Annotated in this window: 15 protein-coding genes and 1 pseudogene; 7 read left to right on the top strand and 9 right to left on the bottom strand. The window is 69.9% G+C overall.

Annotated features, from left to right (window positions below):
• Positions 1-601 (top strand): annotated as a pseudogene (locus AOJ26_RS14145) (hypothetical protein); the annotation flags it as partial.
• Positions 602-628: 27 nt separating this feature from the next.
• Here AOJ26_RS14145 and AOJ26_RS14140 read toward each other — a convergent pair.
• The 4 genes from AOJ26_RS14140 to AOJ26_RS14125 form a co-directional block, all read right to left on the bottom strand.
• Positions 629-1,579, bottom strand: a complete 951-nt coding sequence (locus AOJ26_RS14140; protein ID WP_053848614.1) for a M28 family metallopeptidase — start codon at positions 1,577-1,579, stop codon at positions 629-631.
• 196 nt (positions 1,580-1,775) lie between these two features.
• The gene (locus tag AOJ26_RS14135) at positions 1,776-2,243 is read right to left on the bottom strand and encodes a VOC family protein (protein WP_053848613.1); all 468 of its coding nucleotides are present in this window, start codon (positions 2,241-2,243) and stop codon (positions 1,776-1,778) included.
• Between the two features lie 95 nt (positions 2,244-2,338).
• Positions 2,339-3,349, bottom strand: coding sequence for an EamA family transporter RarD (gene rarD, locus AOJ26_RS14130; protein ID WP_053848612.1), 1,011 nt, complete (start codon positions 3,347-3,349; stop codon positions 2,339-2,341).
• Between the two features lie 138 nt (positions 3,350-3,487).
• The gene (locus AOJ26_RS14125; protein ID WP_053848611.1) at positions 3,488-4,342 is read right to left on the bottom strand and encodes an SDR family oxidoreductase; all 855 of its coding nucleotides are present in this window, start codon (positions 4,340-4,342) and stop codon (positions 3,488-3,490) included.
• 91 nt (positions 4,343-4,433) lie between these two features.
• Between AOJ26_RS14125 and AOJ26_RS14120 the strand changes: the two genes are divergently transcribed.
• The 3 genes from AOJ26_RS14120 to AOJ26_RS14110 all read left to right on the top strand — a co-directional run bounded on the left by AOJ26_RS14120 (position 4,434) and on the right by AOJ26_RS14110 (position 6,167).
• Positions 4,434-4,838: a winged helix-turn-helix transcriptional regulator gene (locus AOJ26_RS14120; RefSeq protein WP_053848610.1), complete on the top strand. Its 405-nt coding sequence runs from the start codon at positions 4,434-4,436 to the stop codon at positions 4,836-4,838.
• Positions 4,839-5,066: 228 nt separating this feature from the next.
• Positions 5,067-5,633: a DUF6082 family protein gene (locus AOJ26_RS14115; RefSeq protein ID WP_053848609.1), complete on the top strand. Its 567-nt coding sequence runs from the start codon at positions 5,067-5,069 to the stop codon at positions 5,631-5,633.
• 297 nt (positions 5,634-5,930) lie between these two features.
• Positions 5,931-6,167 (top strand): hypothetical protein, encoded by a 237-nt coding sequence (locus AOJ26_RS14110; RefSeq protein WP_053848615.1) that lies wholly within the window; start codon positions 5,931-5,933, stop codon positions 6,165-6,167.
• A gap of 57 nt (positions 6,168-6,224) precedes the next feature.
• On the opposite strand, the gene AOJ26_RS14105 is transcribed toward AOJ26_RS14110, so the two are convergent.
• From AOJ26_RS14105 to AOJ26_RS14085, 5 genes are all read right to left on the bottom strand, one after another.
• On the bottom strand, positions 6,225-7,304 hold the full coding sequence (locus tag AOJ26_RS14105; protein WP_053848608.1) for a 2-oxoacid:ferredoxin oxidoreductase subunit beta: 1,080 nt from the start codon (positions 7,302-7,304) through the stop codon (positions 6,225-6,227).
• Positions 7,297-9,225, bottom strand: a complete 1,929-nt coding sequence (locus AOJ26_RS14100; RefSeq protein ID WP_053848607.1) for a 2-oxoacid:acceptor oxidoreductase subunit alpha — start codon at positions 9,223-9,225, stop codon at positions 7,297-7,299. Before AOJ26_RS14100 ends, AOJ26_RS14105 begins: the two co-directional genes overlap by 8 nt.
• A 276-nt stretch (positions 9,226-9,501) precedes the next feature.
• On the bottom strand, positions 9,502-10,161 hold the full coding sequence (locus tag AOJ26_RS14095; RefSeq protein WP_028808164.1) for a response regulator transcription factor: 660 nt from the start codon (positions 10,159-10,161) through the stop codon (positions 9,502-9,504).
• A 259-nt stretch (positions 10,162-10,420) separates the two neighbouring features.
• Entirely contained in the window at positions 10,421-11,764 is a 1,344-nt protein-coding gene (locus tag AOJ26_RS14090; RefSeq protein WP_053848605.1) for a sensor histidine kinase, read from the bottom strand.
• A gap of 142 nt (positions 11,765-11,906) precedes the next feature.
• A complete protein-coding gene (locus AOJ26_RS14085; RefSeq protein ID WP_053848604.1) occupies positions 11,907-13,130 on the bottom strand; it encodes a sensor histidine kinase in 1,224 nt (407 codons plus the stop codon).
• Positions 13,131-13,380: 250 nt separating this feature from the next.
• Between AOJ26_RS14085 and AOJ26_RS14080 the strand changes: the two genes are divergently transcribed.
• From AOJ26_RS14080 to AOJ26_RS14070, 3 genes are all read left to right on the top strand, one after another.
• Positions 13,381-13,803: an NADH-quinone oxidoreductase subunit A gene (locus AOJ26_RS14080; RefSeq protein ID WP_053848603.1), complete on the top strand. Its 423-nt coding sequence runs from the start codon at positions 13,381-13,383 to the stop codon at positions 13,801-13,803.
• Complete coding sequence (locus AOJ26_RS14075; RefSeq protein ID WP_053848602.1) at positions 13,794-14,402, top strand: NADH-quinone oxidoreductase subunit B; 609 nt, start codon at positions 13,794-13,796, stop codon at positions 14,400-14,402. The genes AOJ26_RS14080 and AOJ26_RS14075 overlap by 10 nt, the downstream gene beginning before the upstream one ends.
• Positions 14,399-14,967: NADH-quinone oxidoreductase subunit C (locus AOJ26_RS14070; protein ID WP_199828847.1), on the top strand; the 569-nt coding region annotated here is incomplete at its 3' end. The genes AOJ26_RS14075 and AOJ26_RS14070, both read left to right, overlap by 4 nt.

Here is a 14,967-nt window from a genome sequence, read left to right as displayed (position 1 = left end):
GGCCCCGCCCGCCCCGCGGCCGGCCGCCCCCGTCGTCGAACCGGTGCCCCTCCTGGACGATCCCGGTCCCAAGGTGACGCCCGTGCGGGGGTTCGACGCCGTGGCCGAGGCCGTCCTGGGGGAGGGCCTGGTGGTGGACGAGAGCGCGGTGCTCGCGGAGCCGGTCGGGCGGATCAGCGAGGCCGTGCGGGAGGGGCGGACCGACGCCGCCGCCGAGCTGGCGGAGCAGGTGGTCGGCGAGGCGTCCCGGACCCTGGGCGCCGAACACCCCGACGTGCTGCGGGTGCGTGAACTGGCCGCCTATATCGCCTACTTGGGCGGCGAGCCCGACCGGGCCGCGGAGACTTCCCTCGACCTGGCCGAGATCCACCACCGCGCCGGCGACGCCGAGGCGGCCTACGGCAACGTGCAGAGCGCGGCCACCGCCTGGAAGGCCGTACGGGATCCGCTGCGCGGTCTGGCCCTCGGGCGCGAACTGCTCACCCTGTGGACGGACCTGGCCGCCGGGGAGGGCCCGGCGGCCGAGGACCCCGACCGACTGGAGTCGGCCCGCGCCCGGATGCTGCGTCTCGCGGAGCGCGCCCGGAACGCGGACCAATAGCCCGGGGAAGGGCCGTTGTCGCGACCGTTACCGCGAGAGCTCCCACACCGCGTACGCCACCGCGTCACTGTTGCGGTCCAGGGCCGTGTCGTTGATGTTGGCCGTGGTGTCGCAGGACGAGTGGTAGCAGCGGTCGAAGGCCAGCCCGGAGGTCCCGCCCCACTTGGCCGCCTGCGCCGCCGTCTTGACGTAGTCGGCGCCGCTGAACAGCCCGCCCACCGGCACGCCCGCGTTCTTGAACGGCGCGTGGTCGGAGCGGCCGTCGCCCTCGGTCTCGATCTCGGTCGGGACGCCGAGAGCCGCGTAGTACGTCTTGAAGGTCTTCTCGATGGCCGGGTCGTCGTCGTAGACGAAGTAGCCGGGGTTCGGCGAGCCGATCATGTCGAAGTTCAGGTAGCCGCTGATCCGCGAACGGTCCGTGGTGGACAGGCGGTTGACGTAGTACCGGGAGCCGACCAGGCCCAGCTCCTCCGCGCCCCACCACGCGAATCTCAGGTGCTTGGTGGGGTGGTAGCCGGCTCGGGACACCGCGAGCGCGGTCTCCAGGACGGCCGCCGAGCCGGAGCCGTTGTCGTTGATGCCCGGGCCCGCGGTCACGCTGTCGAGGTGCGAGCCGGACATGACCACCTGGCCGGTGTCGCCGCCCGGCCAGTCGGCGATGAGGTTGTAGCCGGTGCGTCCGGAGGAGGTGAACTGCTGGACCGTCGTGGTGAATCCGGCGGCGTCGAGCTTGGCCTTCACGTAGTCGAGCGAGGCCTTGTAACCGGCGCGGCCGTGCGCGCGGTTGCCGCCGTTGGCGGTGGCGATGGACTGGAGCTGGGTCAGGTGCGCCTTCACGTTGGCCACCGGGATGTCCGGGGCCGCGGCCACCGCGGGCTGTCCCGCGGGGGCCGCGCCGGCTATGGAACCGCCGGCCAGGAGGGAGACGGTGGCGACGACGGCGGTGGCCGTGACGCGTCCGGGAACCGAGAGCTTCATGTGGGGGGCTCCGAATTCCGTGGGGAGTCCCTGAAGTCACAGGGATTCCACAGCGAATGGGTGCCTGGATCGTGAAGCTGAGGTTGACTCACCGTCAAGGGCGGAATCCGGTCAGGGGAGTTCGCATACCGGACCACAGGGGAGCGGCCGGGGGTCGGAGGAGCTCAGCAGGGGGGCCGGTGGAGATCGGCCGGGGTCAGTGGACGCAGAATTCGTTGCCCTCGGGGTCCGCCATCACGACCCACGCCCCCGACGGTTCGTTCACCTCGCGCAGCACACGCGCCCCGAGCCCCGTCAGACGCTCCACCTCCGCCGCCCGTCGGCCCTCCCCGGGGTGCAGGTCGAGATGGAGCCGGTTCTTGACGGTCTTCGGCTCCGGTACGCGCTGGAACAGCAACCGCCGCCCGAGCCCCGTCCCGCTGTCCTTGTCGTACGGGTCGTCCGGATGCCGTACGGCGACGAGGTCCCGGAAGGCCAGCCGGGCGTGGTACTCGACGGTGGCCTCGCGCGGCAGGGCACCGAGCTCCAGCAGCCGCTGGATCAGGGCGTCGTTGTCCTCGGTCTCGTAGTGCAGCGCGGCGGCCCAGAAGTCGGCCTGGGCGTGCGGGTCACCGGCGTCGACGACCAGTTTCCAGTGCAGGGGTGCGGGTGCGGTCTGCGTCATGGAGCCACTTATAGCCGCGAATGAGGTCACGCGCTGTCCTAGACGACAGTCGACGGCCTGAACGGCTGTTCGTCGGACGGCGCGGTGACCGCGTTCTACGGCCTCGCGGCGGGCGAGTCCAACGGCTCCGCGCCGCCCGCGGCCGCACTCTCCGCCTTCCGTACGGCGGCGCCGGCCGTGCCCGTGGCCATGGTGGCACCGGCCCCGCTGATCCCCCTCCTGTACGTCCGCGCGGTGCGCAGGGCGTCCCAGGTGAGCAGCGTCAGCGCCAGCCAGACCAGCGCGAACCCGGCCCAGCGCTCGGGCGGCATGGCCTCGTGGAAGTAGAAGATGCCGAGCAGGAACTGGAAGACCGGGGCCAGGTACTGCAACAGCCCGAGCGTGGACAGCGGCACCCGGATCGCCGCGGCGCCGAAGCAGACCAGCGGGAGCGCGGTGACGATGCCGGTCGAGGCGAGCAGCGCCGCGTGCCCCGGGCCCTCGGAGGCGAAGCTGAGGTCGCCCCGGCCGCTGAGCCAGAGCAGGTAGCCGAGCGCGGGCAGGAACTGGATCGCGGTCTCGGCGGCCAGCGACTCGACCCCGCCGAGGTTGACCTTCTTCTTGACCAGGCCGTAGGTGGCGAAGGAGAAGGCGAGGGTGAGGGAGATCCACGGGGGCCTGCCGTAGCCCACGGTGAGGACGAGCACGGCGGCGGCGCCGATCCCGACCGCCGCCCACTGCACGCGCCGCAGCCGTTCCTTCAGCAGCAGCACGCCCATGGCGATGGTGACCAGCGGGTTGATGAAGTACCCGAGCGAGGCCTCGACCACATGGCCGCTGTTGACGGCCCAGATGTAGACGCCCCAGTTCACGGTGATGACGGCGGCGGCCACGGTGACGAGCGCCAGCCTGCGGGGCTGCCGCAGCAGCTCACCGGCCCAGGCCCAGCGCCGTACGACGACGAGCGCGACGGCCACGAAGACGAGCGACCACACCATCCGGTGGGCGAGGATCTCGGCGGCCCCGGCCGGCTTGAGCAGCGGCCAGAACAGGGGGACGAGCCCCCACATCCCGTACGCGGCGAAGCCGTTCAGCAGACCTATGTGCCGCTCGCCTCTCGACTTCACGGGCTTTCCTCCTCGCACTGTGCTCGCCTGCAAGAAGGTAACGCCGAGCACCCCCGGCTGTCATGCCCGTATCGCCATACGGTCATGACAGCCGGGGGTGGGGCGTTCAGGGCCCGCCGGGGGAGTGTCCGGGGAGGGTCAGCCCTTGAGCGCGGCCTCGATCGAGGCGGCGATCGGAGTGGCGGGGCGGCCGGTCAGCCGGGCCAGGTCGCCGGAGGAGACGACCAGCTCGCCCTTCTCGATGGAGGCGTCGACACCGGCGAGGATCCCGGCGAAGGGCGCGGGCAGCCCGGCGCCGGTCAGGATCTCGATGTAGGCCTCGACGGGGACGGCGTTGTAGCCGATCTCCCGCCCGGTCTGCCTGCTCAGCTCGGCCGCGTACTCGGCGAAGCCCCAGGGCTCGTCGCCGCCGAGCTCGTACGTCGTGTTCTCGTGGCCCTCGCCGGTCAGCACGGCGACCGCGGCGGCCGCGTAGTCGGCGCGCGAGGCGGTGGAGAGGCGACCGTCACCGGCGGCCTGGACGACGACGCCGTGCTCCAGGACGGGGGCGAGGTTCTCGGTGTAGTTCTCGTTGTACCAGCTGTTGCGCAGCAGCGAGTAGGGCAGACCGGAGGCGAGCAGCGCCTCCTCGGTGGCGCGGTGGTCGTCGGCGAGCGCGGCGGTCAGGGTGCCGGGGGCGCTGGTGTACGCGAGGAGCGCTACGCCCGCGGCCTTGGCGGCGTCGATGACGACCTGGTGCTGGGCGGGGCGGCCCTTGTCGAACTCGTTGCCGGAGATCAGCAGCACCTTGTCGCCGGCCGCGAAGACGTTGTCGAAGGTCTCGGGGCTGTTGTAGTCCGCGACGGCTATCTTGACGCCCTTCTCGGCGAGGTCGGCGGCCTTCTCCGGGGTGCGGACGACGGCGGTGACCTGCTCGGCGGGAACCTTCTCGAGCAGCTGCCCGACGACGTGACGGCCGAGGTGTCCGGTGGCTCCGGTGACGACGATGCTCATGGTGTGCGATCTCCTTGTGGGGTGCGTTGGCACTAACCCTAGGGGAGGCGCTAACTCAGCGAAAGTACCCACTTTGAAGTAAGGTACTGGCATGACGGTAAGTGCAGAGCGCAGTCTTCTGGAGGCGGCCGCGACGGGCGAGGAGATGTGCCCCCACCGCCTGGTCCTGGAACACGTGACGAGCCGCTGGGGTGTCCTGGTCCTGCTCCACCTCCTGGACCGCCCCCACCGCTTCAGCGAACTCCGCCGCGCGATCGGCCGGGTGAGCGAGAAGATGCTGACCCAGACCCTCCAGACCCTGGAACGCGACGGCCTGGTCCACCGCGACGCCAAGCCGGTGATCCCACCCCGGGTGGATTATTCGTTGACGGATCTGGGCCGGGAAGCCGCCGAGCAGGTGCGGGGGCTGGCGGAGTGGACGACGCGCCGGATGGCGGCGGTGCAGGAGGCGCGGGAGGTGTACGACACGCGCAAGAGGGGCTCTGAGCAGGACTGACGCATGTCCACGGGCTCGCCTGAAGGCATGTGCACGGCGCCAGGGGGCACACATATGTCAGGGCGTTGGCCGACATGCGAGACGTGTCCACCCATGCGCCCCCTCTCCGCCTCCCGCGCCGCCTTGGGTCGACGGGCACGCTGGATGCGGAGTGCCACGCCCACCGTGTACCGCCCCGCCCTGCCACCTCACGGCGCACGGTCACCGGATCCAGGGGGATGCCTTGACATGGCCACACAGACTCCGCCCGCCCTCCACAGCAGGATCGGTTCTGCTGTCGCCACGGGACGCGGCCTGATGCGAGCCTTCTTCGCTCGGGGGGCCCGGCGCCGACGCCAGGAGGACGTCCTGCTGGAACTGCTCGGCCAGCTCAGGCTGATGACAGAGGAGATACATCGGGCGAACCTGATCCAGCAGTACCGGCTCACCCTGGAGCAGATGGACCGGGCAATCGACGACCCGTCCCTGGCGGACGCGGGGAGCACGCTGACCGGCCTTTCCGAGACCAAGCGGCGGCAGATGATCTTCGCCAACCGGGAGTACGGAATCCTACTGATGGCGCACAAGATCGGCGTCTGCGGCTGGGACGAACTCCTTGGGCATCTACGGGTGCTGTGTCGCAATCAACTCTTCGCGGAGTACTGGGATCGTACGAGCGAGCACCGCAGGTCGCTGCCCACTGATTCATTGGAAGCGCAGGTCGGGGAGGTGGTCGATGTAATGATCGAGGAGCTGGCCGACAGCCCGGAAGAGTGGTGGATCGTTGGACCGACCTCGGCTGATCCGGGCTTCTGACTCTGGCTGTCGACTTGCCGATAGAGTGGCGAGTGGGTGGATATGGCGACAAAACTGCTGCAAATACCCGAATTCCTACTGGCTATGCGACACTCTCTGACGGTCGGCCGTGGGGTGTGATGCCACCGCGACGCGCAAGGCCCTTCCACGCTTGCCGACACTCCGTCAGTTTCAGTGGTCCTTCCGCTGCGCGCTGATCCTGCTTTGTTGCTCGGCGGACACAGGAGTGTGCTGCTGTGGCGACAGTTCCAGGTGGTCCGCAACGAGAAGGGGGTGGCCAGAGGAGCCCGTGTGTCTTTGCGTATTGTCCGCCGTATCGGAGATCCACCCAAGCTGCGGGGCAGTCAAACCATGGAGACCTGTCCGGACATCTTCGAGCTGAGCGACGGAAGCTTCGCGGTCATCGGTACCGATCGCACCGAAGAGTTGGACTCACTCCTCCCGGCGGACGCCGCCCGGGCCGACTACGAGCGCATCGTCGTGATCACCCGTGACACCCTGCTCCGCGCCAAGCGGGACATCCCCGACGCGTGACGGCAAAGGGCCCGGAAGCCGAGTCGCGTCCGGGCCCTCTGCATGCCGTGCAGGCGGTCAGCCGACCACAGTCCAGGTGTCCCCACCCGCGAGCAACGCCCCCAGATCCCCCTTGCCGTTCTGCTCGATCGCCGTGTCCAGTTGGTCCGACATCTGGGTGTCGTACACCGGGCGGTCCACCGCGCGGAAGACGCCGATCGGGGTGTGGTGCAGCGTGTCCGGGTCGGCCAGGCGGGACAGGGCGAAGGCGGTCGTCGGAGACGACGCGTGCGCGTTGTGGACGAGGATCTCCGCCTCGTTCGACGGCGTCACCGGGACCACCTTCAGGTCACCCGTCGCCGGGTCCCGGACCACGCCCTTGGACAGGTCCGCGCCGAAGCGGATCGGCTGCCCGTGCTCCAGCCGGATCACCGCCTCCTCCGCCTGCTGCTTGTCCTTGAGGGCCTCGAAGGCACCGTCGTTGAAGATGTTGCAGTTCTGGTAGATCTCGATCAGGGCCGTACCGGGGTGGGCGGCAGCCTCCCGCAGCACCGACGTGAGGTGCTTGCGGTCCGAGTCCACCGTCCGCGCCACGAAGGACGCCTCCGCACCGAGGGCGAGGGACACCGGGTTGAAGGGCGCGTCCAGGGAGCCCATCGGCGTCGACTTCGTGATCTTGCCGACCTCGGAGGTCGGGGAGTACTGCCCCTTCGTCAGCCCGTAGATCCGGTTGTTGAACAGCAGGATCTTCAGGTTCACGTTCCGGCGCAGGGCGTGGATCAGGTGGTTCCCGCCGATCGAGAGCGCGTCCCCGTCACCGGTGACCACCCACACCGACAGGTCCCGGCGCGACGCCGCCAGCCCCGTCGCGATCGCCGGCGCCCGCCCGTGGATGGAGTGCATGCCGTACGTGTTCATGTAGTACGGGAACCGCGACGAGCAACCGATGCCCGAGACGAAGACGATGTTCTCCTTGGCGAGCCCCAGCTCCGGCATGAAGCCCTGGACCGCCGCGAGGATGGCGTAGTCACCGCAGCCGGGGCACCAGCGGACTTCCTGGTCGCTCTTGAAGTCCTTCATGCTCTGGCGCGCCTCGGCCTTGGGGACGAGCGAGAGCGCCTCGATCGTGCCCGTGCCTTCCGTGGACGTCTCAGCCATCGATGGCCTCCTTCAGAGCCGTGGCGAGCTGTTCGGCCTTGAACGGCATGCCGTTGACCTGGTTGTAGCTGTGCGCGTCGACCAGGTACTTCGCCCTCACCAGGGTCGCGAGCTGCCCGAGGTTCATCTCCGGGATGACGACCTTGTCGTACGCCCTGAGCACCGCGCCCAGGTTGCGCGGGAAGGGGTTGAGGTGGCGCAGGTGGGCCTGCGCGATCGACTCGCCGGCCGTCCGCAGCCGCCGTACCGCGGCCGTGATGGGGCCGTACGTCGATCCCCAGCCCAGTACCAGCGTGCGCGCCTCGTGCGGGTCGTCGACCTCCAGGTCCGGTACGTCGATCCCGTCGATCTTGGCCTGGCGGGTGCGGACCATGAAGTCGTGGTTGGCCGGGGCGTAGGAGATGTTCCCGGACCCGTCCTCCTTCTCGATGCCGCCGATGCGGTGTTCGAGACCGGGTGTGCCGGGCACGGCCCAGGGGCGGGCGAGGGTCTGCGGGTCGCGCTTGTAGGGCCAGAAGACCTCGGTGCCGTCGTCCAGGGTGTGGTTCGGGCCCTGCGCGAACTGCACGGTCAGGTCGGGGAGCTCGTCCAGCTCCGGGATGCGCCACGGCTCCGAGCCGTTGGCCAGGTAGCCGTCCGAGAGCAGCATCACCGGTGTGCGGTACGTCAGCGCGATCCGGGCCGCCTCCAGTGCCGCGTCGAAGCAGTCGGCCGGGGTGCAGGGGGCCACGATCGGCACCGGCGCCTCGCCGTTGCGCCCGAACATCGCCTGGAGGAGATCCGCCTGCTCGGTCTTGGTCGGCAGGCCGGTCGAAGGGCCGCCTCTCTGGATGTCGATCACGAGGAGCGGCAGCTCCAGGGAGACGGCGAGGCCGATGGTCTCGGACTTCAGCGCCACACCCGGGCCGCTCGTGGTGGTGACGGCCAGGGACCCGCCGAAGGCCGCGCCCAGCGCCGCGCCGATCCCCGCGATCTCGTCCTCGGCCTGGAAGGTCCGTACGCCGAAGTTCTTGTGCTTGCTGAGCTCGTGCAGGATGTCCGAGGCCGGGGTGATCGGGTACGAGCCCAGGAACAGCGGCAGGTCCGCCTGCCGGGACGCGGCGACCAGCCCGTAGGACAGCGCGAGGTTCCCGGAGATGTTGCGGTAGGTGCCGACCGGGAAGGCCTTCGTCGCCGGGGCGATCTCGTAGGAGACCGCGAAGTCCTCGGTCGTCTCGCCGAAGTTCCAGCCCGCCCGGTACGCCGCCAGGTTCGCCTCGGCGATCTCCGGCTTCTTCGCGAACTTCGTCCGCAGGAACTTCTCCGTGCCCTCGGTGGGCCGGTGGTACATCCACGACAAGAGGCCGAGCGCGAACATGTTCTTGCTGCGCTCGGCCTCCTTGCGGCTGAGGTCGAAATCCTTGAGGGCCTCGACGGTCAGCGTGGTCAGGGGGACCGGATGAAGGCTGTACCCGTCGAGCGAGCCGTCCTCCAGCGGCGAGGCCGCGTACCCCACTTTCTGCATCGCCCGTTTGGTGAACTCGTCCGTGTTGACGATGATCTCCGCGCCCCGCGGCAGATCGGCGATGTTCGCCTTCAGGGCGGCCGGGTTCATGGCCACGAGGACGTTCGGCGCGTCACCCGGCGTGAGGATGTCGTGGTCGGCGAAGTGGAGCTGGAAGGAGGAGACGCCCGGCAGGGTTCCGGCAGGGGCCCGGATCTCGGCGGGGAAGTTGGGAAGGGTGGACAGGTCGTTGCCGAAGGACGCCGTCTCCGAGGTGAAACGGTCACCGGTGAGCTGCATCCCGTCGCCGGAGTCGCCCGCGAAACGAATGATCACCCGGTCGAGCCGGCGGACGTCCTTCACGCCCGGCTCTTTGCGCTGCTCTCCCACGACGGCTTCGTCGGCCTGCTCCGCTGGGCTGCTGACCTGACTGGTCACTGAACTGGACCTCCCTCTGGGCGGCTGTTCGGGAGCGGCCTTCCCGCAGGCCTTCCCAGGATCAACCCTACGACCGCAGGGGTCGCCTTCCCTCGGCCATTCGCATGATGGACGTGGTTCCGAGACGTTACGAAGACCTGACTTGTCATGCTTTTCTCGCCCCCCGGCGCTTTCCTCGAAGACGCTCCCTCATCGTTCTGCGGTTCTCGGTCCCGGGCGGCCCGCCGCCCTGTCGGCCGGCCGCGCCGCCCTGGCGTCCGACTCGGTGTCGGACGGTCAGGAGTTCAGATAGGTCAGCACCGCCAGCACCCGCCGGTGGTCCCCGTCGCTCGGTGACAGCCCGAGCTTCAGGAAGATGTTGCTGACATGCTTCTCCACGGCCCCGTCGCTCACGACGAGCTGCCGCGCGATCGCCGAATTGGTGCGGCCCTCGGCCATCAGTCCCAGGACCTCCCGCTCCCGGGGCGTGAGATGGGCGAGCACGTCCTGCTTCCGGCTGCGTCCCAGGAGCTGAGCGACCACCTCCGGGTCGAGGGCGGTGCCGCCCTCGGCCACCCGCACCACCGCGTCCACGAACTCACGCACCTCCGCGACCCGGTCCTTGAGCAGGTACCCCACCCCGCGGCTGGACCCGGCCAGCAGCTCGGTGGCGTACCGCTCCTCGACGTACTGCGACAGTACGAGTACCCCGAGTCCGGGATGTGCCTTGCGCAGTTGTACGGCGGCTCGCACGCCCTCGTCCGTGTGCGTCGGAGGCATCCGCACATCGGCGACCACGACGTCGGGCAGCTCGCCCTGGGCGTCCAGCTCACCGATGGTCTTGATCAGGGCCTCTCCGTCGCCCACTCCGGCCACGACGTCGTGCCCGCGGTCGGTCAGCAACCGGGTCAGGCCCTCCCGCAGCAGCACTGAATCCTCGGCGATGACCACCCGCACCTTGTCCTCCACGACTCTCGGCCCCCCAGCCCACTGCCTGCCCGTCCACCGGACAAGTTCAGCATTCCAGCATTCGGATGCGGAGGGGGGCGGGCAACGGGATTAAGAGGACCCAGATACGAACAAAGGCCCGAGAGCAGGGGGTCGAGGACGGATTCCGGCCACTGTCCAGGTCTGTCGGCTCGCGCCCGTGGGGACGGACGGGACGGGCAAGGGCGGCGGGGGCGCAAACCCCCACCGCCCGCTCACGCAGAACCCGTCACACCCGCTCGCCCCGCCACGGCAGCTCCGCGGTCACCCGGGTGGGCCCCCCGACCGGCGAGTCCACCACCAGGATCCCGTCCACCGCGTCCAGCCGCTCCGCCAGCCCCGCGAGGCCGGACCCGGCGGACACGTCGGCGCCGCCCACCCCGTTGTCCACGACCTGGAGCATGAGCCGGTTCTCCACCCGCCACACGTCCACCGCGGCGAACGTCGCCCGGGAATGCTTGCTGATGTTCTGGAGCAGCTCCGACACCGTGAAGTACGCGATCCCCTCGATCGCCGGCGCCGGCCGCGAGGGCAGATCCACCTCCACCTGAACCGGCACCGTGCAGCGCGAGGCGACCGAAGAGAGGGCCGCGTCCAGCCCCCGGTCCGTCAGCACCGCCGGGTGAATCCCCCGCGCCAGATCCCGCAGCTCCTGGAGCGCCGTCTTCACCTCGCCGTGCGCCTCGTCCACCATCCGGGCGGCCGCCGCGGGATCCTCCGTGAGCTTCTCCTTCGCCAGCCCCAGGTCCATGGCCAGCGCCACCAGCCGCGCCTGCGCCCCGTCGTGCAGGTCACGCTCGATGCGCCGCAGGTCCGCGGCGGCCGTGTCCACCACGACCCCCCGGTCCGACTCCAGCTCCACCACCCGCGCCGACAGCTTGGTCGGCCCCAGCAGCCCGTGCACCATGACCCGGTCCACCGTGGTCAGCGCCCGCACGATCCACGGCGTGGCCAGCGTGAACAACAGTCCCACCAGCGCGGTCACACCGATCTCGAACGGGTTGTCCAGGTAGATGTGGTGGGTCTCGTCGCCGTAGAGCTGAAGCCCGTCCTGACCGACGTACGCCGGGAAGACCCAGAACCACAGCGGGTACGTCAGCAGCGCCCAGCCGTACACCCAGAAGTTCACCGCGACGACGAAGGAGAACAGCGCCCACGGCAGGTGCACCACGGAGTACAGCAGCGTCCGCCACGACGTCCCGCTCTTGAGGACGGCCCCGATCCATCCCATGAACCCGGACTTCCGCATCCTGAGCGGCTCCGGGTCGCCGACCTCCAGCCCCAGCAGCCCGCGGGCCCGTGCCCGCTCCAGCGCCCCGAGCCCACGGCACCCGGCGAGACCAGCCGCGAAGACCGGAATCCCGAGGAAGGTCACGAGGAGGCCGGCGCCCAGCGAGATCATCGTGACGGCGTAGGCGAACATCAGGACGCTGATCGGCAGGCTCAGCAGCACATAGCCGAACTCCCGCCAGGTCCGCCCCTCGAACGGCGCCCGCAACCCGGCCGGCACCCGCTGCCGCCGTACCGTCCCGGGGAACCCGAGCCCACTGTCGTACCCGTAGTCCGTGGCCATCGACGTCGTCCTTCTTCTCTCGTCCCGCGCCTGTGGTGTCGTACCTCCACCCTGCTGGACCGCAGCTCAACGGACCATGGAGGCCGTCGGCGTCTTGGAAGGGGGGTTTTCCCCACCCCCTTCCCCGTGCCCACGACCGTTCCTACGACCGTTCCGCGACCCGGTCCCGCCACGGCAGCTCCGCCGTGACGACCGTCGGGCCGCCCGGCGGGGAGTCGATGACGAACAGCCCGTCGACCGCGTCGAGGCGCTCCGCGAGCCCGCGCATACCGGTACCGCCGTCCAGCCGGGCACCGCCGCGGCCGTCGTCCCACACCTGGATGAGCAGCCGGTCCTCAGCCCGCCACACGTCCACCGACGCCGACCGCGCCCCGCTGTGCTTGCTGATGTTCTGCAGCAGCTCGGAGACCGTGAAGTACGCGATGCCCTCGATCGCCGCGACCGGCCGCGCGTCGAGATCGGCGGTCACCTTCACCGGCACCGTGCACCGCGAGGCCACCGAGGAGAGGGCGGCGTCGAGCCCGCGGTCGGTCAGCACGGCCGGGTGGATGCCCCGCGCCAGATCCCGCAGCTCCTGGAGGGCCAGCTTCACCTCGCCGTGCGCCTCCGCGACCATCGCCTGCGCGTACTCCGGGTCCTCCAGGAGCTTCTCCTTCGCCAGGCCGAGCCCCATGGCCAGGTTGACCAGCCGGGCCTGCGCCCCGTCGTGCAGATCGCGCTCGATGCGCCGGAGATCGGCGGCGGCCGTGTCGACCACGACCCCCCGGTCCGACTCCAGTTCGGCGATACGGCGTTCCAGCTCGTCGGAGGGCGACAGCAGGCCGCGCACCATCGCCCGGTCCACGTTGGCGAGGCCCCGCGCGATGAACGGCAGCACCGGCCACAGCACGAACAACGAGGTCAGCGTGATCGTGAAGGTGAGCACACCCCAGGGCAGCCGGATGAAGTCGTACAGCACCGTCCGCCAGCCCACCGGGTCCTTCACCCCGAGCCACAGCTGGGCGAAGAACCCGTCGCCGCCGTTCTTGGTGCGCCACGGCAGCGGGCTCGGTTCGTCCACCCGCACCCCGAGCAGCGCCCGGGCTCGCCCCCGCTCCAGCTTGCCGAGCTGCCGGGCGCCCAGCAGGCCCGCCGCGAGCAGCGGGAGCCCGATCACCGTGACGGTCAGCCAGAAGCCGGTGAACAGCACCGTCACGACGTAGGTGAAGCCGAGGATCGACACCGGGAGGTTCGCCAGGAGATGGGCGATCTCCTTCCAGGTGTGCACGTCGTAGGCGAAGCGGGCCGGAGGCGGCCGGCCGTCGTCGGTTCCGCCGTCTCTGCCGGTGATCACGGCACGGCTCGGAGTCGAGTGGCGTTCGGTCATATGGGCTAGCGTGCCGCGCGGGACCGCCGCGCGCCATGAGGCGGACCGCCGCGCTGTGCGGGGGAAAACCCCACCTCGGCCTTACGAATGGCTTTCCTCGGGCTCTTCTCGGGCTTTCCTCGGGTGACGGGCTGCTTACCGTCCCTTTATCAGGGCCTAGACTCCCGTGCGTACAGATCGTCGAACAGTGTCTTCGCATGATCAACGTGGCCGACGTGATCAGTGTCTTCACAGGGAGCGAGGGGCGGACGTGCCGGAACCGACCGTCGTCGATGCAACCGTCGTCGATCCGACCGTCGTGGCGGCGGACTACTTCCAGTCGTACTCGGTCGTCGGACTGCTCGCCGTCGTCGGCGTGCTGTTCGTCGCGGTCGCCTTCGGCGCCGGACGGCTGCTGCGGCCCGTGGTCCCCACCCCCGAGAAGCTCCTGACGTACGAGTGCGGAGTCGACCCCGTCGGCGAGGGCTGGGCCCACACCCAGGTCCGCTACTACGTCTACGCCTTCCTCTATGTCATCTTCGCCGTCGACTCGATCTTCCTGTTCCCGTGGGCCACGGTCTTCGCGGCACCCGGCTACGGCGCGACCACCCTCGTAGAGATGTTCATCTTCCTCGGCTTCCTCGCCGTGGGACTGCTGTACGCGTACAAGAAGGGTGTCCTGGCATGGACGTGACCCCCTCGGAACCTGTCCTGCTCCCGGAGCCGAAACGACTGGGCGCCCTCGCCCGGCTCGCCCCCGAGCCGATGAAGGTGATCCTCAACTGGGGCCGCCGGTACTCCCTCTGGGTCTTCAACTTCGGTCTCGCCTGCTGCGCCATCGAGTTCATCGCCGCGTCCATGGCCCGCCACGACTTCATCCGCCTCGGCGTCATCCCGTTCGCCCCGGGCCCGCGCCAGGCCGACCTGATGGTCGTCTCCGGCACGGTCACCGACAAGATGGCACCCGCGGTCAAGCGCCTGTACGAACAGATGCCGGAACCGAAGTACGTCATCTCCTTCGGCGCGTGCAGCAACTGCGGCGGCCCGTACTGGGACTCCTACTCCGTCACCAAGGGCGTCGACCAGATCATCCCCGTCGACGTCTACGTCCCCGGCTGCCCGCCCCGCCCCGAGGCCCTGCTCCAGGGAATCCTGAAGCTCCAGGAGAAGATCGCCAGGGAGTCGCTGGGGGAGCGGTACGGGACGCCCACGGCCCGCCCCTCGACGGCCGCCCTGCAGAGCGGACTGGTCAGGCCGCCCACGCCCGCTTCCAGCGAGGGGGACGCACAGTGACCGCCGTCGGCTGGCTCCCCGCCCCGGCCGAGGAACTCTTCGGCCCCGAGGCCACCGCCGAGGAGTCCTACGAGGTCCTGACGGTCGACGTCCCGCCCACGAGCTGGCTCACCGCCCTGCGTGTCGCCCGTGACGAACTGGGCTGCACCTACTTCGACTGGCTCAGCGCCGTCGACGAACCCGGCACCGGCTTCCGCGTGGCCGCCCACGTGGCAGCCCTCTCGCCGGTACGACGCCTGCTCCTGCGCACGACGATCCCCCACGAGACCCCGGCACTGCCCAGCGCCGTCGACCTCTACGCGGGTGCCGCCTGGCACGAGCGCGAGACCCACGAGATGTTCGGCGTCACCTTCGAGGGCCACCCCTCCCTGGACCACCTCCTGCTGCCGGAGACCTTCGAGGGCCACCCCCTCCGCAAGGACTTCGTCCTGGCCGCCCGCGTCGCCAAGGCCTGGCCCGGCGCCAAGGAACCGGGCGAGTCCGAGCACGGCGGCCCCAAACGCCGCCAGATGCTCCCCCCAGGAGTCCCTTACCCACATCTAATGGGGCCCCCTGAAGGGCCAGC

The organism is Streptomyces sp. NRRL B-24085 (assembly GCF_001282115.1).
Taxonomy (GTDB): Bacteria; Actinomycetota; Actinomycetes; order Streptomycetales; family Streptomycetaceae; genus Streptomyces.
The sequence above is the reverse complement of the archived record's forward strand: the minus strand, read 5'-3'. Positions and strand labels throughout refer to the sequence as shown.